We start from the raw sequence: 20,179 nt of genomic DNA on the forward strand, positions 1-20,179 counted from the left end.
CGCATGTTAAATAAAATGTAACGCCAAGGGTTTCGGTTTGAAAAACAGTTCACGAAAAGTCCCATCATCAAGGCTGAGTCGCCTTGCTCATTTGGGTGGATTGGCAGGTCAAGTTGCATCAAATATGTTATTTGAAGGCGCAAAGCAGGCGCTTCAAGGGCAACCGGTGAAACGAAACGACCTATTGCTACAGAGCAAAAATATTGACGCAGTTGCAAAGAAACTGAGCCACTTGCGCGGTGCCGCTATGAAGTTAGGACAGTTACTTTCAATGGATGCTGGGGATCTGCTACCGCCGGAGCTTGCAATGCTGCTTACTCACCTGCGTGCAGACGCCATGCCAATGCCACATAAGCAACTTGTTAGTGTGCTAGAACATGAGTTGGGGCATAACTGGCTCGATGAGTTTAGTCATATTGAACTAAAAAGCTTTGCACAGGCGTCGATTGGGCAAGTGCACAAAGCCATCACCGAGAATGGGCAATCTCTTGCTATCAAAATACAATATCCAGGGGTGGCTAAGAGTATTCACAGTGATGTAGATAATGTCGCGAGCCTAATCAAAATGACGGGGTTACTTCCTAAAGGGATTAATATTGCACCTTTAATCGAGGAAGCAAAATCGCAGCTTCTCGCGGAGACCAACTACCAACTAGAAGCAAACTATTTACAGCAGTTTGCCAGCGGACTTTCTAAAGACACGCGCTTTAAAGTTCCCGCTGTGCTTCAAGCGCTAAGTAGCCAGCACCTACTGAGTATGGAGTATGTCTGCGGCGAGCCGCTTGCTGAAGCCGTTGCTTTACCACAATCTGTCCGCAATGACATCATGACCGCATTAATTGAGCTTTTCTTTATCGAAATGTTTGAGCTTAAATTGATACAAACAGACCCTAACTTTGGTAACTATTTATATAACAAAGACACCCACCAAATCGTGTTATTAGATTTTGGCGCAACACGTATCGTTAGCGATGCGATTAGTGTTGGGTATAAGAACCTGTTACAAGCAGCGACAGAGCAAAATCGTGAAGCTGTTAAACAGGCTGCATGTGACATTGGATATTTTGATACTGATATTGCACCCGAGTACTGTAACGCGGTTATTGAGCTGTTTTTACTTGCAACAACTCCACTTCGGTGTGACGGCCCATTTGATTTTGCTAACAGCCAGCTAAGCAAACAGATAAGTGAAAAAGGACTGGCTTTAAATAGCCACTCCAACGAGTGGCACACACCACCTGTAGACGCATTATTTATACATCGAAAGCTGGCGGGGTTATATTTAATCGCGGCAAAATTGCAAGCTAAAGTAGACTTAAGCCCATTACAAAAATACCTCACCTAAGCTGTGGGTAACCAAAACAGCTGCTAGCGTAGAAGCTGACTCTATTGGCATTACATGATGTCTATCACGCCTTTTTTGTACCAAGTAATGACAAAGCATCACTTCACTATGGACTGCAAGTCCTAAAATCAAAAAACATAGCCGAAAATCTTATTAGAACGAACACAGCCAATCATACAAAATTGTATTCTGAACACTTTGGAAACTGCGTTATGCTATAGCTAAACGACCAAACAAACCGCACAATGAAGATATTGCTTGTAGAAGATGACCACGAGACTGCAGAGTTTATTTGTAATGGCTTAAAGCAAGCTGGAGAATCAGTGGACCATACTCAGTGTCCAAAAGATGCAATAATAAAAGCCTCTACCACCTCATTCGATGCCATTATTTTTGATAGGCTACTGCCGGCGATGGATGGCCTAGACGCAGTAAAAATCCTTCGAGCGAGCAACATCTTAACTCCTATCATTATGCTAACGGCATTGAGTGACACCGCAGCACGGGTTGAAGGCTTGGAAGCTGGTGCAGATGACTACTTAGTTAAGCCCTTTGCGTTTGTCGAGTTGCATGCAAGACTAAAAGCACTGTATCGACGCAAACCAGCTGCGCAAACCGTTAATGAGTTGCAAGTTGGTTGTGTAAAACTACTCAGAACATCAAGGCAAGTATTTAGAGGTGAAAACGAGATTGAGCTAATGCCAAAAGAGTATCAGATTTTGGAATTTTTAATGCTTCATCCTAATCAACTGGTTACCAAAACTATGCTGCTAGAACACGTGTGGGGGTTTAGCTTTGACCCCAAAACCAGTTTAGTTCAAACACATGTCAGCCGCTTACGTAACAAGTTAGACAAGCCTTTTAACAGTGAAGTTATCAAAACCATTCGTGGCAGTGGCTACTTACTTTCTGAACAATAATATGAAAACAAACACTCAAAAATACCATTTCGTGCTGGCGCTTAAATTTTCTTTTCTATGTTGGATACTAACATGTGGTTTAGCACTTTTAGTATCGCACTTTGTGTCTCAAAGTGAACAGTCCAGACAACAAGCCGAAATGCTTGAACGTGTTGAGGAAGCGGTCGAGCTGTATCACACCGAGGGGTTAGCGTCTTTAGTAGAAGTATTTGAGTTAGAAGAAAATGAAATTTGGACAAAAGAAGAAACGCAGGAGCATTGGCAGGAGGAAGGCTGGCTTATGGCGTTATACCAAAAAGACGTGACAATCGCTGGTGGCGATTTGGGTTTTGAGCGAGCAAATACCTCAAAGTCGCAGCCACAAACTGAAATAGACGAAGAAACACAACCCATTTTTTATCAGGCACAGCAAATCAACGATGGTCTTTATTTACATCTATGGCAGCGTGTTGACCACGATGTTGTTATTGCCCAGAACGCCAGAACCCAGTTTATTGTGTGGCTAGCGATATTTTGCTGGCTGCCACCTTTGCTCATCTTTGTCTATTTTAGACAAATGCAAGGCAATACCATTGCCAAACTGAGTCAACAGCTCTCTTTAGTGGCTAAAGCACCTGAGCTACATCGCACCATAGCAAAAAGCGATGACCCACAGCTGCTACAATTATGCAGTGTGATCAACACGATGCTCGACGAAATTACCAAACTCCATCACAATATCAAAACAATGTCTGTGGGAGTTGCCCATGACCTTAAAACGCCCCTAACCCGAGTTGCAAACCGATTGCAATCGATGGAGCAAGACATAGATGATCCCGTGCAATTAGCCGTTCACCTTGAAAAGGCCTGTGAAGAATTAGAAAAAATCATCTCGACTTTTAATAATTTAATCCGCTTGAATAGTATTGAATCTGGAAAGTATCAACAGGGCTTTAAACAGGTTGACTTATCAACACTGCTTTTAGATCTAACTGATAGCTTCACTCCGGTATTTGAAGACGCAGAAAAAACCTTATCCGTCTCGATATTGCCAAATATAACCTGCTATGGAGATGCTGATTTGCTCGCGCAATTGGTCTGTAACCTGTTAGAAAATGCACTTGAATATACTAATCCAAAGGCGTCTGTGTGGATCAGGCTGCAAAGCCACTCATCTGGCGTGTTACTGCAAATCGGTGATAATGGCCCCGGCATCGCAACATCAGACCAAGCACATATTTTCGAGCGCTTTTATCGTGCCGATACGAGCCGCTCCTCTTCAGGCAATGGGCTGGGGCTTAGCATTGTCAAAGCAATCTGTGACATCCATGAAGCGCAGATTTATTTGCTTGAGGGTCAACCGGGTGCTGTATTTAATATTGAAGTGCCAACTCATTAATCGACTGAGCTAAGCTTTGACTTGGTTAGTTTACAATTTTGTATGATTACGCACGCAAACTTGTAAAACACCAAAGTCAAAAATCATCCTACACTCATCACTTATCGTTCACTATTTGAGTTAAGTTATGAGAACAATCATTAAATACTTTTCAGTTTGGTGTGTGTTAACCCTAACAGCGACAGGCTGTGGCGGTGGCAGTGCGCAAGAAACTGAAGTCGCACCAACTAATCAGCATGCCACTGATAACACAGAAATTACCGAACCATCGCAACCTATTGCAGTGGATAATGTGTTTGCAACACCACAAAGTACGGCCTCGTTTTTACACCAAACGACTTTTGGCGCTACACCACAACAGCTCAACACACTTGTCGGCACATCTGCCTCTAAATGGTTCATAGACCAAATAGCACTAAAACCAAGCTTGAAAATGAGCTCAGTTGCAAAATATACCCCCGAAGATGGCGGTTTTAATACGCTCTTCGTAGAGTCAACAAGTATTGGGTTTTGGCAAGATGCCATCACTGGCGAAGATCAGTTGCGTCAGCGAGTAGCTTTCGCTTTATCTGAGATTTTGGTGGTTTCTAATGCCGGTGGTGACGAACTCACTGACATCCCAGCAGCAGTAGCACGATTTCAAGATATACTCATCGAACACGCCTTTGGCAATTATCGAGAACTGATTGAGGCAGTGACTTATTCACCCGCGATGGGAACTTACTTAACATATTTAGGAAATCAAAAGGGAGACGAGCAAACAGGCAGGATGCCTGATGAGAATTATGCTCGGGAGATCTTACAGCTCTTCACTTTGGGTCTTGTTGAGTTAAACCCAGACGGTAGCGAGAAACGCGATCGCAATGACCAAGCCATTGAGTTGTATACCAATAAAGATATTACTGGCCTTGCCCGTGTTTTTACTGGGTTAGTGCTTGATGAGTCAGGCGCCGAACAAGCCGCTCAAGAGGAGTACGCGCTACCTATGGTCGGAGATCCTGAACTACACTCGACTAAAGCCAAATCCTTTTTAGGCTACACCATAGCCGCTGGCACCGATGTCAACCAATCAATCACGCTCGCATTAGATCATATCTTTTCGCATTCTAATGTTGGCCCATTTGTGGTTAAACAGTTAATCCAACGTTTAGTAACATCAAACCCTTCACCTAGCTATGTTGCTAGGGCAGTAGAAAGCTTTGATTCTGGTAGCTACGTATTGCCCGATGGTACCAAAGTGGGTGCTAACCAACGGGGCGACTTAACCGCAACGATTGCTGCAATTATCTTTGATAAAGAAGCAAGAAGCGAGAAAACAGCGCGCAGTGGCAAGTTAAGAGAGCCAATATTACGATTTACGCAGTGGGCACGAGCCTTTGAGGTAAAAAATATTACACCTGAGTATCAAGAGCCACTATGGGATACTCGTTCAGCAAACGCGTTAAATCAACACCCCTATCGTTCAAGTAGCGTATTTAACTTTTTTCGCCCGGGTTACAGTGCACCAGGAACGCTAATATCGCAAAATCAACTGGTTGCACCTGAATTCCAAATTACCAACGCCTCGTCAATTCCGGGTTATATTAACTTTATGACCTATTATATTTTTGGCTATCAACAAGATGTTGATGTAGCTGATTTACAAGCAGATTATAACGCCGAAAATATACCGCTTGATGCTCGTCAAGCTGTATATAGCTTTCTTGCAGACTATGAATACGAACTTACTTTGGCAGATGACCCAAAAGCGCTATTGGCTCATTTAAACCTACTCCTAAGCGCAGATCAGCTCACTGAGCATACAGTGAATAAGATCACCCAAATTCTTGAGACACTACCGATGGAGGAACCACAAGATAGCCTTATTCGAGTGCAATGGGCGATTTTACTCGTGATGACCTCAGCAGATTATTTGATTCAAAAATAGGACTAGACAAAATGAAAAGACGTGATTTTTTGAAACTAAGCGGTGCGACCATGATGTCAACGTCCTTGCTTTCGTTGAGTCAAGCCGTTGCGGCAGCAGAACAAGGTGAAGATTACAAAGCTCTTGTTTGCGTATTTTTATACGGCGGAATGGACTGCCATGACACGATTATTCCTCTGGATGACAGTAACTATCAACAGTGGGCAAAACACAGATCCTCACTACTCAGTGCTTACCCTACGCCAAGAACACCACAAAATTTGCACGCCCTCAGTACTCCCTCTCGATTTAATCAACGCAAATTTGCCTTACCTCCAGAAATGGCAGGCCTTGCGAAACTCTACGGTCAAGGGCAACTGTCTGTTATTGGCAATGTTGGACCATTACTTGAGCCTGTTAATGCCTCGCGCCTGGAACAAGTCACGGCAAGCGTGCCTCCCCGACTGTTTTCTCATAATGATCAGCAGTCTACTTGGATGTCTGGTAAAACAGAGGGAGCACAATTTGGTTGGGGAGGGTTAATTAATGATGCGCTTATCAATACAGGAAAAACGCAGCAGACGCCTTTTAATGCCATTACCACAGCCGAGGCTGATCTGTGGTTAACCGGCAGTAATACCTTTCCATACCATGTGAGTGATGGCAAAGCTGGCATAATAGAAATCTTAGAAGAGTTCGACAACAACCAAGCACTCGCTGACTACTTTGCGGGCAAAGAAAGCAGTAGTAGCAATAACATACTTCAGCAAGACCTAGATACGCTTACTCGCAGCGCCATGGCGGCAAATTCGCAATACAATGACGCCATTGCAAATACAAGTTTTACTTTACCACAGTTTCCTACCACACCATTGGCACAACAGCTGAAGAATGTTTGCCAAAGTATTGCAACAAGGCAGCAACTCAACACCAAACGACAAGTGTATATTGTGGGTATGGGTGGATTTGATACTCACTCAGGTCAAGCTCAGAGCTTACCTAAACTGCAATCAGCGCTTGATGGCGCACTTGTGGCGTTTAATACGGCAATTGCCAGCTTAGGGTTAGAGAAGCAAGTAACTTTATTTACTGCATCTGATTTTGGTCGCACCCTTGCTGTCAATGGTGATGGTACCGATCATGGCTGGGGCGCCCATCACTTTATTATGGGTGGTGCAGTCCATGGTGGCACTATTTTTGGTGATATCCCTCCTCCAGAATTAAACCATGCCTTTGATGCTGGAAGCGGAAGGCTCATTCCCACCACAGCTGTTGACCAACTGGCTGCGAGCCTTGGTAGCTGGATGGGGGTAGACGACAATGCACTGCTGCAGATTTTCCCAAACCTTAAAAACTTCTCTGGTAAACTCAGTTTATTCAAAGCATAGATTTCTATTCGAAATTAAGCACACAAGGATGTGCTGCTATACTCGAGAACGCTATCACTGATATGGGCGCAAAGATCAGCGTATTTTTAAACCCCATTAATCTATTACACATAGCAGAGGACGACTTAAAAGTAATTTAGGCGGTGGCAAAATTGCGTAACTGGTGTAAATACTGTACTCTTGCCCGCCGCCTACTACAGAGTAACAAATCATGAGCTTTAGCCACCTAGGTTTAGCCCCAGAAATAAATCAAGCCGTTGTCGAACAAGGTTACGACAAACCGACTCCCATTCAAGAGCAAGCCATTCCTGCTATTTTAAAAGGCAGAGACGTGATGGCTGCGGCGCAAACGGGAACGGGCAAAACTGCGGGCTTTACATTACCTTTGTTGCAAAAGCTGATTGCCGGCACTAAGCCTCGTGCGAATAACGTGCGCGCGTTGATTCTAACGCCAACCAGAGAGCTTGCTGATCAAGTATGGCAAAGTGTTGAACTCTACAGCAAACACCTTCCTATCAGCTCTGAAGTCGTTTACGGCGGCGTGAAGATCAATCCGCAAATGATGAAGCTGCGTAAAGGCATTGATGTTTTAGTGGCAACACCGGGGCGATTACTCGACCTTTACCAGCAGAATGCTGTCAAATTTGATGATCTTGAAGTACTGGTATTGGATGAAGCCGATCGTATGCTAGACATGGGCTTTATTCACGATATCAAACGCATCATCAAAGTATTACCAAGCCGCAGACAAAATTTGATGTTCTCGGCAACTTTCTCTGAAGAAATTAGAGCTTTGGCGAAAGGATTAATTCATGATCCAGTAGAGATTTCTGTAGCACCGGCAAATAGCACCGCCAAAAGTGTCACTCAGTGGGTGTATCCAGTAGATAAAAGTAAGCGCACCAACTTACTCAAGCATCTAGTTCAAACGCATGACTGGCAACAAGTGTTGGTATTTACCCGCACCAAACACGGTGCCAACCGCTTGGTTAAGGATCTAGAAAAAGCCAAGATCAATGCCGCAGCAATCCATGGTAATAAAAGCCAAAGCGCTCGCATGAAAGCCCTTGCTGGTTTTAAAAATGGTGAAGTACGTGTGCTTGTTGCCACCGATATTGTGGCAAGGGGCTTGGATATTCAAGAGCTCCCCCATGTCGTGAACTTTGACCTGCCAAATGTTTACGAAGATTATGTTCACCGTATCGGCAGAACTGGCCGCGCTGGTGCAACGGGTGAAGCTATCTCATTTGTTACCCAAGAGACCGCAAGCGATTTATTTGGTATTGAGCGATTAATTCAACAGTTGGTGCCGCGTAAAGTGGAACCTGGGTTTGAACCGCAACTTGCCGTACCTGAGTCAAAACTAGATACGCGCCCAATCAAGCCGAAAAAGCCAAAGAAACCGAAAAAGCCAAAGGCAACAGACGCTGAACAAGCAACTTCCGCTCAGCCGAAAAACAAACCTAAGCAAAATTCAGGTCCTCGCAACAATAAGCCGAGTGGCAACGGTAAACCTGCTGGTAATAACAATGGCAACCGCAGACGTCGCCCATCACAGTCTACCAATAAGCCAAAGAACCAACACGCTGGAGACAAGCGTGCACCACGCCAAAAACCAACTTCTGGCAATTAAAGGTGTAAGCAGATGTAATAGCATTTGCGACACCTTCTCCTAAGCTAAAAAAGGCCGTTAATCGTAACAGCCTTTTTCGTCAAAGGAGCTAGGCTATGAATAAGTTCAAATTACTATTGTTAAGTGCATGCAGCAGTACGTTTCTAGCGCATGCTGGTACCCAATATTTAACCCAACCTGCAAGCAATATCACCCAAACATCTGCGCAATTAAATGGTTATTCCTCTTCAACTATCGGCCTAAGTGGCGAGATTTTTGATTATGGCACCACCACTAGCTACGGCAGTAGTATCTTTGCGACACCACCTGGAGTAAATGGCCCCGTAAGTGCTCAGATTTCGAACCTAAGCTGTGGGACTGAATACCATTTCCGCTTCCGTGGAGATCCAAAACCACCACGCACCACAATCCAAGGGGAAGATCTCACTTTTACTACGTTGCCTTGTGGCCCCACCAACTATACGAATGTGTCGTTCGAAACTGGCGGACAATATTACTTTGTGGCTGAAGGTAACGGCGGCAGCACGGTCAATGCAAACCGATTAGCCATAGGCCCGTGGGAGCAATTTACTCTTATAGATATTAATGGTGGAGACCTTAATAGCGGCGATGAAGTTCATATTCAGACTACATCTGGCTACTACTTTGTTGCCGAACAAGGTGGTGGAGGTGAACTAAATGCCAATAGAACAGCGGCCTCTATCTGGGAGACGTTCACGATTGAACTGCCAAATAATCCCGGTGCGCTCATCCAAAACGGTGATAAAATAGCGCTCAAATCTGTCAACGGCTACTATGTACAAGCTGTTGGTAATGGTGGCTCGAGCGCAAATGCTGAGCCGACGGTGATTGGCTGTAATGCGACCTACCCTTGCTCATGGGAAATGTTCAAAATCATTTTTTAACGCACTTGACCGTGGTAAAAATTTTATCTCGGCCTTACACACGCTATCCGTTAGAGCCATGTTATAATTGCTGTTTTAGAACTATAGAGACAGCGACTTTGACTCAGCCACTTTTTTCAAGTACCCCACTTTCCAGCGCTTTACTCGATAACCTCGCGTCATTGGGGTATCACACCATGACGGACATTCAAGCACAAACCCTACCGCTTATCTTGGCGGGTAAAGATGTCATTGGCCAAGGTAAAACAGGTTCAGGTAAAACCGCCGCTTTCTCTTTAGGACTACTACATAACTTAAAGGTGAAACGCTTTCGTGTGCAGGCGCTTGTGGTCTGCCCTACTCGAGAGCTTGCCGATCAGGTTGCGGTTGAAATTCGCAAGCTAGCCCGTGCAATCCATAACATCAAAGTATTGGCGCTGTGCGGCGGTGCTCCTATGGGGCCGCAAATTGGCTCTCTTGAACACGGCGCGCACATCATTGTGGGTACGCCAGGGCGTATTGAAGAGCATCTGCGCAAAGGCCGTTTGTCGCTAGATGAAGTCAATACCTTTGTACTAGACGAAGCAGATAGAATGCTGGAGATGGGTTTTGAAGAGTCATTACAATGTATCATTGACCACTGCCCTAAAACACGACAAAACCTGCTTTTTAGCGCAACTTACCCGCCAAAAATAGAGCAGCTTGCGCAGCACATCATGAAAGATGCAGCCAAAGTCACGGTTGAAGCAACGCATGATGATAGCTCAATTGAACAGTACTTTTATGAAGTCGACAACAACGACGCGAGACTGCCAGCAGTACAAAAGCTGTTAATGCAATTTCAACCAAATTCTGCGGTTATCTTCTGCAATACCAAGGCAGAATGCCAGAACGTATGCGACAGCCTATATAGCCTAGGTTTTGATGCAGCAGCACTTCACGGTGATTTAGAGCAAAAAGATCGTGACCGCACATTGGTTCGCTTTGCGAATAAGAGCGTCACCATTTTATTGGCAACGGATGTAGCCGCTCGGGGTATCGACGTCGATCACGTCGATATGGTGATCAACTACCATATCGCCCATGACCCAGAAGTGCATGTTCACCGCGTTGGCAGAACTGGACGTGCAGGCAATAAAGGGGTGGCGTGCTCTTTGATGAGCTATAAGGAATCACATAAAGTAAACGCCCTCGAAGACTATTTAGGCAAAACCATTGAACCCAATACCTTGCCAAGCGATCAAGTATTAAATAACAAAATTAACCGAGCACCGATGGTAACCATTCAAATCGACGGCGGTAAGAAGGCAAAATTAAGACCGGGCGATATCTTAGGTGCACTGACCTCAAATCAAGCGTTAAAAGGTGATCAAATCGGTAAAATCAAAGTCACTGCGATGTCATCGTACGTTGCGGTTGAGCGCAGTGTTGCCAACGTAGCGCTTAAAACAATTTCAGAAGGGAAAATGAAAGGCCGTAACTTTAGAGCTCGCAAAGTAACAAAATAACAGATAGCTTTGCTTTTCCTACGGTGGTCAACTTTTCCCTGACCACCGCAATTTTTAGATTAACTCAGCAATTTCTCACCTATTTATAACTTATTTCACACTACAGGGGTTTAAATCTGCGCCATGATCCCAAGGTCTTAGTTAAGCAAACACTTTAAAGGAGTTTAACTATGAAGACCTTAATCATTGGTGCCAGTGGTCAAATTGGAAAAATGACGACAAAGAAAATGCTGGAACAAGGCCACGACGTTGTGGCGTTAGTGCGTAATAAAGACAAGTTGGCAGATATTGAATCTGAGCAACTCACTATCACTGAGCAAGATCTTGAGAACGATTTTAGCTCTGCTTTTGACAACGTCGAGCAGGTAATATTTAGTGCAGGCTCTGGTGGGGAAACCGGTGCGGACAAAACCCTACTGATTGATTTGTGGGCCGCCACTAAAGCTGTTGATTATGCTGTGAAAGCAAACGTTAAACATTTTATTATGGTCAGCTCTATCGGTGCCGACGATCCTGATAACATTGAAAGTGAAATCAAACCGTACTTGGTAGCCAAACACATGGCCGACCAACATCTACAAAGAAGTGTCGTAAACTACACCATCGTTCGGCCAGGTGCGTTACAAAATGAGCCTGCAAATGGGGGCTTCTCCACTTCACGCCCTGAAAATAGAAAAGATGCAGTGATAAGTCGAGAGAATGTCGCAGACGCGCTAGCTTATCTTGCCACTCGGCATCCTCAGAATCTAACGTTTGAACTATTTAACGGCGTTCAGTCAGTTGAACAATCGCTGTCCTAGTAAAGTAACAATGTCTCGGGGTTTAACGCCTCGAGGCAAACTTTTATGCTTTAAGTTGGATAAGTGTTAAAAATATTTACTGCTACACCCACATAAAAAGCTTGCTTTAAAAAATGCAACTCTATATTATCTCTCTCTTGCTTTAACTTCCTCTCAAAATAAAGCAAACCTCAAGTAATGCCTCCTTGCCTTGATCCAGTAAGTCCGCATAAAAAATACAAGTAGAGCTTAATATAGTCAGGCGAAATCAAGCCAATCAATAAAATTGGTATCCGCTGTCAAACCCATATCGGGTTGTTGCGAGGACAGCGTCTTCTGTTCGCTAAACTGTAATGAAGCTCATCTACTATCAAAAGCATCAGCTAATTTGCTGTGCATTATAAAAGTGAGTTTTATTATGTCATATACATATAACGGAACAGAGATCCGTGTTGAGCAGCCAATTCGCTCAATTTCGGTGAACAAATCTAAAGTGATCTTTGCTGACGGCACAGGCCGTAAGATCACACAATTCGCCAATGGCGGCGAAGCACGTCAATTTCTGAGCTGGTTAACATCAGCTCAGTGATCGCTAAAACGTCGAGCTTGCTCGACGTTTGCCATCTTACTAAAGAAAATTAATAGAATGATCAAAGCCGCAGCTGTTTAATTACTGTGATCAGGTCGATATCACTAATTTGTGTTGATTTTAATTCCCCGATTAACTGTTTAGCCCGTGGAATATCTCCTTGGAGCAAATAAAGCTGACTTAAGCGCAATCGAGCCCAGTTTTCATCTGGGTCATCATTGTTAATATCGAGCGTTAAATATGCTTGTAATGCTGCGATCCCCTCATCGATATTCACCTCAGCAAAAACCGCAGTCCGACCAATTTGGTAGAGCCCCGCAGCGTAATGCTTTGCTTCGCGCTTTGCTATTAAAGCCCTAAAAAACGTCAATGCGCCATCGTAATAATCGATACTTTGCAGCGCCAGTCCGGCTTTAAACCATACAACTTCATCCATAGCTTTACTTTCGAGCAAGGTGTTGGTGTAGGTAATCAAGGCTTTATCATCACCTGTTTTTATATAAAAATCGAGCCATAGCTTCATTGCAACATGGGAAGATAAGGCTTCTATCGCCCGTATCTGTTGTATCGCTTTGGTCTCAGAGCCACCAGCTATACTTGGTGCAGACAGGTAAAAATAGAACAACCCTTGCCGTGCTTTGAGATGCGCAGGGTCTTTATCTATTGCTGCTAAAAAGGCATCTTCTGTGTTGTTGGCATAACTCAATTTTGAAAAAATAGAGGCGTGCTTTATCTGCTCTGCATTGACCTTAGCATACCAATAATACTCATCCGCACTATTAGGCTCGAGCGTCAGTGATTTTTTAAGGTAGTCCTCGGCATCGTCGAGCTCGTCCGACAGCAGCTTAATCCTACCAAGGTAATAAAATGACTCATTGGGATGCGTTTCTTGCAGTACCAGAAACGCTTGCTCTGCTGCCACTATTGCTTGTTGTTCAAATAGTTTTTTGGCATGCTCCAACGTCCCAACCTGAATCTGCATCGCAATCACTTTAGAGGTTGCAACTAGCATCATCAATAAGCTTAATACTTTGTTCAACCAAAACATTATTTACTCCTCGTTTGACGACTAACTAGCTGCTTTTTGTAAAACAGTATGCCCAAGGTGCCGACCACAGCAGGTAACAACCATGGCACTAGCTGCCAAGCCCCAGGCAATAACGGCGCTAACCAATGGCGTCCACCCACTGCAAAAAATGCCGTATATACCGCAATCCCAGCGCCTAAAATGGTACTCATATGCTCCAGCACCCACTCTCGTGGTTTGAGTGTTGGTTTAAATATGTAGAACAACATAGTAGCGACGGTAGAGGACACAATAAGTGCAAATATTAGATATAGCGTGCTGCCAAATGTAAGCGCTGTGTACAACACTCGTCCACCCGTTGCCGCTAAGAGCCCAATCAGCAATAAATGAGACCCGCTTCTTAGTCGCTCTCGGTGCTGTTTAGCCGCTAAAACCAAGCTCGAATGACGAATATTTGCCAACACCAATACTGACAGCATCAGTAAAAATTCACTTAATTGGCGTTGCTTCAATACCAGTTGTTGCCCTAGCGCCTGCTCAATGTGTTGAGAGGGGTAACGGATCGCCAATGGGTCGTAGATCACAATCAGACACATAACAATGCCACTGATGGAAACTAACCACATACACCAAGTAAATATTTTTCCCCATAGCCTGTGCTGTGGGCTGCCTTTTACGGTCACGACTGGAACCCAAAATACAATTAGCGCAATCGCACCAATAATAATGTGTAAATACAAAGCAAACTGATGAACAATAAGCATAATAATTTCTCTTTTACGATTTTGGTTTTTAGCTTAACGTCACTACATTTGGAGTGCCTGTCCCAGACGTCATGATGTAAAACCATGACTTTTGGCCTATAGGCACAACCTTGTTACTTTGTCATACTTGGTGAAGAAAATGGCAAGAGGACATAAGCGTTGGCATTCAGCACACTAATCGCAAATCGAGATATGAGAGATTTACTAGCGCTGATCACATGGGCTGCCCTTTTCACTATCTCGGTATACATAACGAGTCAACAACCTGAAGCGCCCCAAGTATCTCTCTTTAGCAGCTTCTTCTGTTTCTATGCGCTTGGCTACCTCATTGGCACCTACGAGCAATGTCAATACAAATTACGATGGCTTGCGCTAATCCTTATGCTATTTTCAGCTTTTGCCTGTGGCTGGATCCTGCAATTTGGATACCTATCCATTCTTACCATTATCTGGGTTGCCGTTGTCGCTTATCTGCTCCCCATTCGCGTATCAGCTTGCTTCACCCTCATCATCGTATTGGCCTGGTTTACAATGCAGAGTGTAAAACAACAGCATCTACTTTGGATTGAGGGATTACTATATGGCTTGTTTCACTTATTCGCCTTGCTATTAGCCACCACCCATCAACGAGAACAGCAAGCTAGGGCCGAGATCCAAAATCAACATGCTCAGTTGCAATCCACGCAACATTTGCTTTCTGAGCTGTCGAAGCACTCTGAGCGCACCCGCATCGCTCGGGACTTACACGACCTGCTAGGCCATCACCTCACTGCACTCAGTATTAAATTGCAAATAGCGCAAAGAATGACTGCCGAGGCACCAGCCCAACAGCAAATCCAAGAATGTCAAAGCGTAGCTAAGTTACTTCTGAATGATGTGCGAGATGCCGTGGATATGCTCAGACAGCACAGAGATATTGATTTTCATCAGTCGCTTACCTTACTACTCCAACATACTCCTGAGCTAAAAGTGCATGCAACCATTCCACAACATATTGCTGATGACGATAGCCATATAGCACAAGTGCTGCTGCGCTGTGTTCAAGAAGCAATAACCAACAGCCTAAGACACAGTCATGCGAAGCAATTTTGGATTGTAATGACACAAGATAAAGAAAAGCTTTTCGTTAATATGCATGATGATGGCTATATCAGTGAACAATGGCAAAAAGGGAATGGTTTAACGGGGATGTCTGAACGCGTATCTGAGTGTGGTGGCCACTTGCATCTCTATGAGCACAATCGTGCCCTACACTATAAAATTGAACTCCCGTTAACTCCACAGTAAGGACGGTATTGATGAAAGTAGTCGTGGTTGACGACCAGAAACTCGTAAGAGAAGGCATTGTCACTTTATTACAATTTAACGAAGAAGTTGAAGTGATTGCCCAGTACGACAATGGTCAGACGTTGCTTGATGGGCTATCAGTGGTTACACCTGATATTATTCTACTGGATCTATCTATGCCAGTTATGAACGGTATCACTACCTTAAAGCAGCTAAATAGTCGAGGTATAACGATCCCAGTATTAGTGCTAACAACCTTTGATGACCCAAAACTCGTTCTGAACAGCTTAAGTAATGGAGCCAAAGGCTTTGTACTCAAAGATATCGCTCTGGACTCCTTAGTGAATGCGATGACGACCATCATCAATGGTGAAACCTACTTTCAACCGGCGATTACAGAAACCCTATTAAAGTATGCACCAAAACTTGACAATGATTTTTCTGAGTTCGAAGTTACAGAGACGCTTAGCGTACGAGAAATAGAGGTATTGAGACTGGTTGCAAATGGTTATTCCAACAAGGAAATAGCCGAAGCCTTACACAAGTCAGAAGGCACAATCAAAAATCATGTCTCCAATTTACTTTCCAAACTGGGTGTGAGGGATAGAACCCGTGCGGTGCTATTAGCAATCGAGATGGGAATATTACAGTAGCTTAAACAAAGTGCACCAATTTACCCTTGAGCAGATTGGTGCATCATCACGGTACTTAGCAATAGTAAGCTTCAACAGTCCCTTTTGACTTCAGTAGCAAAGGCTGACCACGACGGTCTAATGCCTTTGGTGATGCTACTTTAATCCAGCCTTCGCTGATGCAGTATTCTTCAACATCAGTGCGCTCTTTTCCGTTGAAACGAATGCCAATGTGGTGTTCTAGCACTTCTTTTGCGTAATGCGGACTACGAGGGTTGATAGAAAGTCTATCTGGTAATGCCGGTTTTTCAGTTGAATCTGTCATTTTGTTTCTTCAATTATTTAAGCATGCTGTATTGTAGGTAATCGCATCGACCTGCTCAATAGCGGTCGACCTAAATTTTGACAAAACCCTGCTTAACCAAACATCAAGCGTTAACATCAACAATAACGCGCCCTCTTACTTTGCCATCAAGCAAGTCCGCTGCAGTGGCAATCACCTCATTCAACGTAATTTCATGGGCAATCATATTGAGTTTATTTAATTCAAGTTCGCTCGCTAATCGCTGCCATGCTTCAATTCTTAACGCTTTAGGGCACATCACACTGTCAATACCTGCCAACGTCACCCCTCGTAAAATAAAAGGCGCCACTGTGGCAGGTAAATCCATACCACCAGCTAACCCACAAGCAGCGACCACGCCACCATATTGTGTGCTAGCACAGGCGTTTGCTAAAACGTGTGAACCAACTACATCTACCACTCCTGCCCAACGCTCTTTTGCAAGCGGCTTACCAGTTCCTTCTAACTCACTGCGATGGATCACATTTTGCGCACCAAGCTGGCTAAGAAATTGAGCTTCTTGCTCTACCCGCCCGCTTAGCGCCGTAACACTGTAGCCAAGCTTTGATAAAATAGCGACGGCAACACTTCCTACGCCCCCAGCTGCACCAGTCACAAGTATCTCGCCTCGTTCAGGTGTCACACCATGGCGTTCAAGCGCCATCACACATAACATTGCGGTATACCCTGCGGTGCCGATAGCCATCGCATCTTTTGCCTCAAATTGAGTCGGCAAAGGAACCAACCAGTCACCGTTCACTCGCGCTTTTTGTGCCAGACCTCCCCAGTGCTTTTCACCTACTCCCCAACCATTAAGGATCACTAGTTGCCCAGGCTGATAATCGGGATGCGACGAAGTAGACACTTTCCCCACAAAATCGATACCTGGAACCATAGGAAAGTGCCTAACTACAGGAGACTTGCCAGTAATAGCTAACGCATCTTTGTAGTTTAGCGTTGAGTACAACACGTCTATATCAACATCTCCAGGCATGAGTTCTGACCCAATTACCTCATTTAGTGTTGCGACGTAATTACCATCTTGTTTATCAATGACTATTGCTTTGTACATATCGTCTCCATTAATTAGACCAATCGTCTATTAAATTACAAAGAAGCACGGCTTACCCTGCTCAACTGTAACTTGGTTAATCCGGGACTTGAATCGAGCGAATAAAAAACGTTGAAAAACGCTGAAGTGGTACACCACTTTGTTCAAGCTTGGCTCTCATGACTGCGCCTTCCCAACCATTCCAAAACGTGTAGGCCAGTTCATCACAATGGTGCTCAGTTGAAATATGACCAAGCAGCTTGGCGTGCTCGAAGCATTGGGCGACCAAGATTTGCCACTCATTCAGAACGTCACCTAGTTTGTCTCTAAAAGATTCTGGTAGCTGAGCAATTTCTTGACTTAAATTGCCAACTAAACAACCTCGCGTGTAATTATACTTCGCCATCGACCGTTCAGCTTGCTCCATAAATAGCGCAAGTCTCGCTAACGGCTCAAGACCTTCTGCGGATAATGCTTTAGTGAGCTTTGCGCTCAGAAACGATGAGTAATGTTCAATCAGTACTAAACCATATGCCTCTTTGCTCGCAAAGTAATGATAAAAAGACCCTTTTGGTACATTTACCGTTCGCAAAATGGCATCAATCCCAGTAGCAGCAAAACCTTTTTCAGTAAGAATTTCCATACCTGTTCGGATCAATGCCGCCTTGGTTTCACTAAAACCAGCTTGCTCTTTTTTTGGCCGGCCGCGACGCCGTTTTATACTACTTTCATTCATAAACTAAATATTAGACCAGTCGTCTAATTATGTAAATAGTCACTGGCATATAGATTTTAACACCACCGCTAGGATTAACTTTTCACTATTTCCCCCGAAGCTTGGATAAAGAATGAGCTAACTCATTATTTTTAAAACCACATTAAATTATATCCCTTGTCTAGCCAGACAATTTTGGGGATAATTCCTCTCCCGCCCTGCTACCGTCTTATTCGGCGAATATGACAATGCGCCAGCATACGCGTTTGATATTAGCGCTGTTGAGCCTATGTTTCTATCAGCCTTCCCAAGCTCAATGCGTCGCATACAAATCCCACTTACACAAGCTAAATATCGGTTAAGCCTAATAGCTCAGTAGCCTACTTTGATATTTCTGAAAATCCCATGGTGGTTTTCACCTACTTTCTTTCTCCTTTCCTCACCAAACAAAAATTTTCATTTCCACATTCTCTGCACTTTTGCCTGCCAATTTTAAAACTCGAATCACAATAAGGTTTGGAATAACGATGAACAACGCGAACTTTCTACGTGCAATGGCACTTGTTACCGCGGTGGCAAGTTTACCAATAGCAGCGCAACTTAGATCTCTACCACCTCCCGGCCAGCCACAACCTAGCTCGGCGCTGGATGATGAGCTCTCGCAAATTATTGCAGCTCGCGGTATTACAGGCAGAGTCGAGGGTGCACAACAACTACCGAAGATCTCAGATCCCATCGCTCAGCTCGGCATGCAGCTATTCTTTAGCAAGGCCCTTGGAGGAGAAAAGTCAGTCGCCTGTGCCAGCTGTCACGATCCCAGACTCGGTGGCGCCGATGGCCTTTCGTTGCCAATAGGTACAAATGCAGTCGAAAGTGATGTGATAGGTCCAGGCCGCCAGGCAGTCAACGATGACATCAATATCCCGCGTAACTCTCCCACCATTTTTAATACTGGGTTTGAGAATAGCGCTTTATTTTGGGATGGTCGTGTTCAACGTGTGACTATCACTGACGACCAGGGCAATGAAAGCAACTTTATCAGCACACCTGACTCAGGCTTCAATCAACCAGATCCAAACGCGGCAGATTCACTCGTTGCAACTCTGTCTCGTTTTCCTGTCACCTCTCGTGAAGAAATGCGTGGTGAGGCTTTTGAACGTGCAGAAACCAATGAACAAGTTCGCTCGCATCTCGCACAACGTATTGGCGGTTACGGTGATGAAGCCGGAAGTTTGACCACCAATGATTGGCTCCAAGCCTTTAGAGAAACATTCGACTCACAAGCAGACGCGCAAACCTTAATTACCTTCGATAGTATTGCCTTCGCACTTGGCCAGTATCAAGCGTCATTTGTGATGGTGGATACCGACTGGCATCGTTATGCCCGAGGTGAGCGTGGCGCACTCAGCGACAAACAAAAACGTGGTGCTAAACTCTTTTTTACTCCAGTAGCTGAAGGCGGTGCAGGGTGTGCAGGATGTCACAGCGGTGAACGCTTCACTAATAATGGTTTCTTTAACCTCGCCTTTCCACAGTATGGTATTGGTACACAGGATAATAAGGCCGACATCGGGCGCGCTGCAATTGACCCTTCGCCTCAAAACCAATTTGCGTTTAGAGTCCCGAGCTTAATAAATGTTGCCCTGACTGCGCCATATGGTCACGCAGGAGCCTATGAGTCGTTAGAACAAGTGATCGATCATTACTCAAATCCGGAGCAAACCGTCGAGCAATTTTTTCAACGTGGTGGTGCTTGTGGATTAAAGCAGTTTTCCTTAACCGCTCAGTGTGACACACTAAACCTACAAGCGAGAGAAAATAGTGAAGCGGCATTAACGTTACTGCGCCAGTCACCCTTTGTTGCCGCCAATTTAGCGCCACAACAAAAGCAGGATCTGGTTGCGTTTTTACATGCCTTGACAGACAAATGTGCAAAAGACCAACAGTGCGTAAGAAGATGGGTGCCAAACCGTCGCACACCAGACCCTGATAATTTACGCTTGCATGCACAACGTTAACCGGTGGAATAA

The 20,179-nt window shown here is 44.5% G+C and carries 18 protein-coding genes; 13 read left to right on the forward strand and 5 right to left on the reverse strand.

What is annotated here, in order from left to right; all coding sequences use genetic code 11:
• The first annotated feature begins 37 nt into the window (after positions 1–37).
• The 10 genes from CWC03_RS11080 to CWC03_RS23475 all read left to right on the forward strand — a co-directional run bounded on the left by CWC03_RS11080 (position 38) and on the right by CWC03_RS23475 (position 12,330).
• A complete protein-coding gene (locus tag CWC03_RS11080; protein WP_249314010.1) occupies positions 38–1,345 on the forward strand; it encodes an ABC1 kinase family protein in 1,308 nt (435 codons plus the stop codon).
• Positions 1,346–1,590: 245 nt separating this feature from the next.
• Positions 1,591–2,265, forward strand: coding sequence for a response regulator transcription factor (locus CWC03_RS11085; protein ID WP_138581977.1), 675 nt, complete (start codon positions 1,591–1,593; stop codon positions 2,263–2,265).
• A 103-nt stretch (positions 2,266–2,368) separates the two neighbouring features.
• On the forward strand, positions 2,369–3,643 hold the full coding sequence (locus tag CWC03_RS11090) for a sensor histidine kinase (RefSeq protein WP_171040237.1): 1,275 nt from the start codon (positions 2,369–2,371) through the stop codon (positions 3,641–3,643).
• Positions 3,644–3,770: 127 nt separating this feature from the next.
• Positions 3,771–5,570, forward strand: coding sequence for a DUF1800 domain-containing protein (locus CWC03_RS11095; RefSeq protein WP_138581979.1), 1,800 nt, complete (start codon positions 3,771–3,773; stop codon positions 5,568–5,570).
• Positions 5,571–5,581: 11 nt separating this feature from the next.
• A complete protein-coding gene (locus tag CWC03_RS11100; protein WP_138581980.1) occupies positions 5,582–6,937 on the forward strand; it encodes a DUF1501 domain-containing protein in 1,356 nt (451 codons plus the stop codon).
• Between the two features lie 211 nt (positions 6,938–7,148).
• A complete protein-coding gene (locus tag CWC03_RS11105; protein WP_138581981.1) occupies positions 7,149–8,570 on the forward strand; it encodes a DEAD/DEAH box helicase in 1,422 nt (473 codons plus the stop codon).
• Positions 8,571–8,665: 95 nt separating this feature from the next.
• Positions 8,666–9,475, forward strand: coding sequence for a fascin domain-containing protein (locus tag CWC03_RS11110; protein ID WP_138581982.1), 810 nt, complete (start codon positions 8,666–8,668; stop codon positions 9,473–9,475).
• Positions 9,476–9,573: 98 nt separating this feature from the next.
• Positions 9,574–10,962, forward strand: coding sequence for an ATP-dependent RNA helicase DbpA (gene dbpA / locus CWC03_RS11115; RefSeq protein WP_138581983.1), 1,389 nt, complete (start codon positions 9,574–9,576; stop codon positions 10,960–10,962).
• Between the two features lie 170 nt (positions 10,963–11,132).
• Entirely contained in the window at positions 11,133–11,762 is a 630-nt protein-coding gene (locus CWC03_RS11120; RefSeq protein WP_138581984.1) for an SDR family oxidoreductase, read from the forward strand.
• A gap of 397 nt (positions 11,763–12,159) precedes the next feature.
• Positions 12,160–12,330, forward strand: coding sequence for a hypothetical protein (locus CWC03_RS23475; protein WP_099642116.1), 171 nt, complete (start codon positions 12,160–12,162; stop codon positions 12,328–12,330).
• 61 nt (positions 12,331–12,391) lie between these two features.
• Here the strand turns inward: CWC03_RS23475 and CWC03_RS11125 are convergent, their stop codons facing one another.
• On the reverse strand, positions 12,392–13,378 hold the full coding sequence (locus tag CWC03_RS11125) for a tetratricopeptide repeat protein (RefSeq protein ID WP_138581985.1): 987 nt from the start codon (positions 13,376–13,378) through the stop codon (positions 12,392–12,394).
• A complete protein-coding gene (locus CWC03_RS11130) occupies positions 13,378–14,121 on the reverse strand; it encodes a hypothetical protein (protein WP_138581986.1) in 744 nt (247 codons plus the stop codon). The genes CWC03_RS11125 and CWC03_RS11130 overlap by 1 nt, the downstream gene beginning before the upstream one ends.
• A gap of 192 nt (positions 14,122–14,313) precedes the next feature.
• Here CWC03_RS11130 and CWC03_RS11135 point away from each other — a divergent pair, with 192 nt between their 5' ends.
• Complete coding sequence (locus CWC03_RS11135; RefSeq protein ID WP_249314011.1) at positions 14,314–15,408, forward strand: ATP-binding protein; 1,095 nt, start codon at positions 14,314–14,316, stop codon at positions 15,406–15,408.
• 11 nt (positions 15,409–15,419) lie between these two features.
• Positions 15,420–16,061, forward strand: a complete 642-nt coding sequence (locus CWC03_RS11140) for a response regulator (protein ID WP_138581988.1) — start codon at positions 15,420–15,422, stop codon at positions 16,059–16,061.
• A gap of 55 nt (positions 16,062–16,116) precedes the next feature.
• Here CWC03_RS11140 and CWC03_RS11145 read toward each other — a convergent pair whose 3' ends face one another.
• From CWC03_RS11145 to acuR, 3 genes are all read right to left on the reverse strand, one after another.
• Positions 16,117–16,365, reverse strand: coding sequence for a DUF3297 family protein (locus CWC03_RS11145; RefSeq protein WP_010370670.1), 249 nt, complete (start codon positions 16,363–16,365; stop codon positions 16,117–16,119).
• Positions 16,366–16,468: 103 nt separating this feature from the next.
• Entirely contained in the window at positions 16,469–17,455 is a 987-nt protein-coding gene (gene acuI, locus CWC03_RS11150) for an acrylyl-CoA reductase (NADPH) (RefSeq protein WP_138581989.1), read from the reverse strand.
• A 76-nt stretch (positions 17,456–17,531) separates the two neighbouring features.
• Complete coding sequence (gene acuR / locus CWC03_RS11155; protein WP_138581990.1) at positions 17,532–18,170, reverse strand: acrylate utilization transcriptional regulator AcuR; 639 nt, start codon at positions 18,168–18,170, stop codon at positions 17,532–17,534.
• Positions 18,171–18,676: 506 nt separating this feature from the next.
• On the opposite strand from acuR, the gene CWC03_RS11160 reads away from it, so the two are divergent.
• Positions 18,677–20,167 carry a cytochrome-c peroxidase gene (locus CWC03_RS11160; protein WP_138581991.1) on the forward strand — a complete coding sequence of 497 codons (1,491 nt, stop codon included), beginning with the start codon at positions 18,677–18,679 and terminating at the stop codon, positions 20,165–20,167.
• Positions 20,168–20,179: the final 12 nt, after the last annotated feature.

The organism is Pseudoalteromonas sp. S2755 (assembly GCF_005886535.1).
Classification (GTDB): Bacteria; Pseudomonadota; Gammaproteobacteria; order Enterobacterales; family Alteromonadaceae; genus Pseudoalteromonas.

Coding starts and splice junctions, on each gene's coding strand:
- CWC03_RS11085 (WP_138581977.1), top strand. CDS start 1,591: ATGAAGATATTGCTTGTAGAAGATGACCACGAGACTGCAGAGTTTATT.
- CWC03_RS11095 (WP_138581979.1), top strand. CDS start 3,771: ATGAGAACAATCATTAAATACTTTTCAGTTTGGTGTGTGTTAACCCTA.
- CWC03_RS11100 (WP_138581980.1), top strand. CDS start 5,582: ATGAAAAGACGTGATTTTTTGAAACTAAGCGGTGCGACCATGATGTCA.
- CWC03_RS11105 (WP_138581981.1), top strand. CDS start 7,149: ATGAGCTTTAGCCACCTAGGTTTAGCCCCAGAAATAAATCAAGCCGTT.
- CWC03_RS11110 (WP_138581982.1), top strand. CDS start 8,666: ATGAATAAGTTCAAATTACTATTGTTAAGTGCATGCAGCAGTACGTTT.
- CWC03_RS11120 (WP_138581984.1), top strand. CDS start 11,133: ATGAAGACCTTAATCATTGGTGCCAGTGGTCAAATTGGAAAAATGACG.
- CWC03_RS23475 (WP_099642116.1), top strand. CDS start 12,160: ATGTCATATACATATAACGGAACAGAGATCCGTGTTGAGCAGCCAATT.
- CWC03_RS11125 (WP_138581985.1), bottom strand. CDS start 13,378: ATGTTTTGGTTGAACAAAGTATTAAGCTTATTGATGATGCTAGTTGCA.
- CWC03_RS11130 (WP_138581986.1), bottom strand. CDS start 14,121: ATGCTTATTGTTCATCAGTTTGCTTTGTATTTACACATTATTATTGGT.
- CWC03_RS11135 (WP_249314011.1), top strand. CDS start 14,314: ATGAGAGATTTACTAGCGCTGATCACATGGGCTGCCCTTTTCACTATC.
- CWC03_RS11140 (WP_138581988.1), top strand. CDS start 15,420: ATGAAAGTAGTCGTGGTTGACGACCAGAAACTCGTAAGAGAAGGCATT.
- CWC03_RS11145 (WP_010370670.1), bottom strand. CDS start 16,365: ATGACAGATTCAACTGAAAAACCGGCATTACCAGATAGACTTTCTATC.
- acuI (WP_138581989.1), bottom strand. CDS start 17,455: ATGTACAAAGCAATAGTCATTGATAAACAAGATGGTAATTACGTCGCA.
- acuR (WP_138581990.1), bottom strand. CDS start 18,170: ATGAATGAAAGTAGTATAAAACGGCGTCGCGGCCGGCCAAAAAAAGAG.
- CWC03_RS11160 (WP_138581991.1), top strand. CDS start 18,677: ATGAACAACGCGAACTTTCTACGTGCAATGGCACTTGTTACCGCGGTG.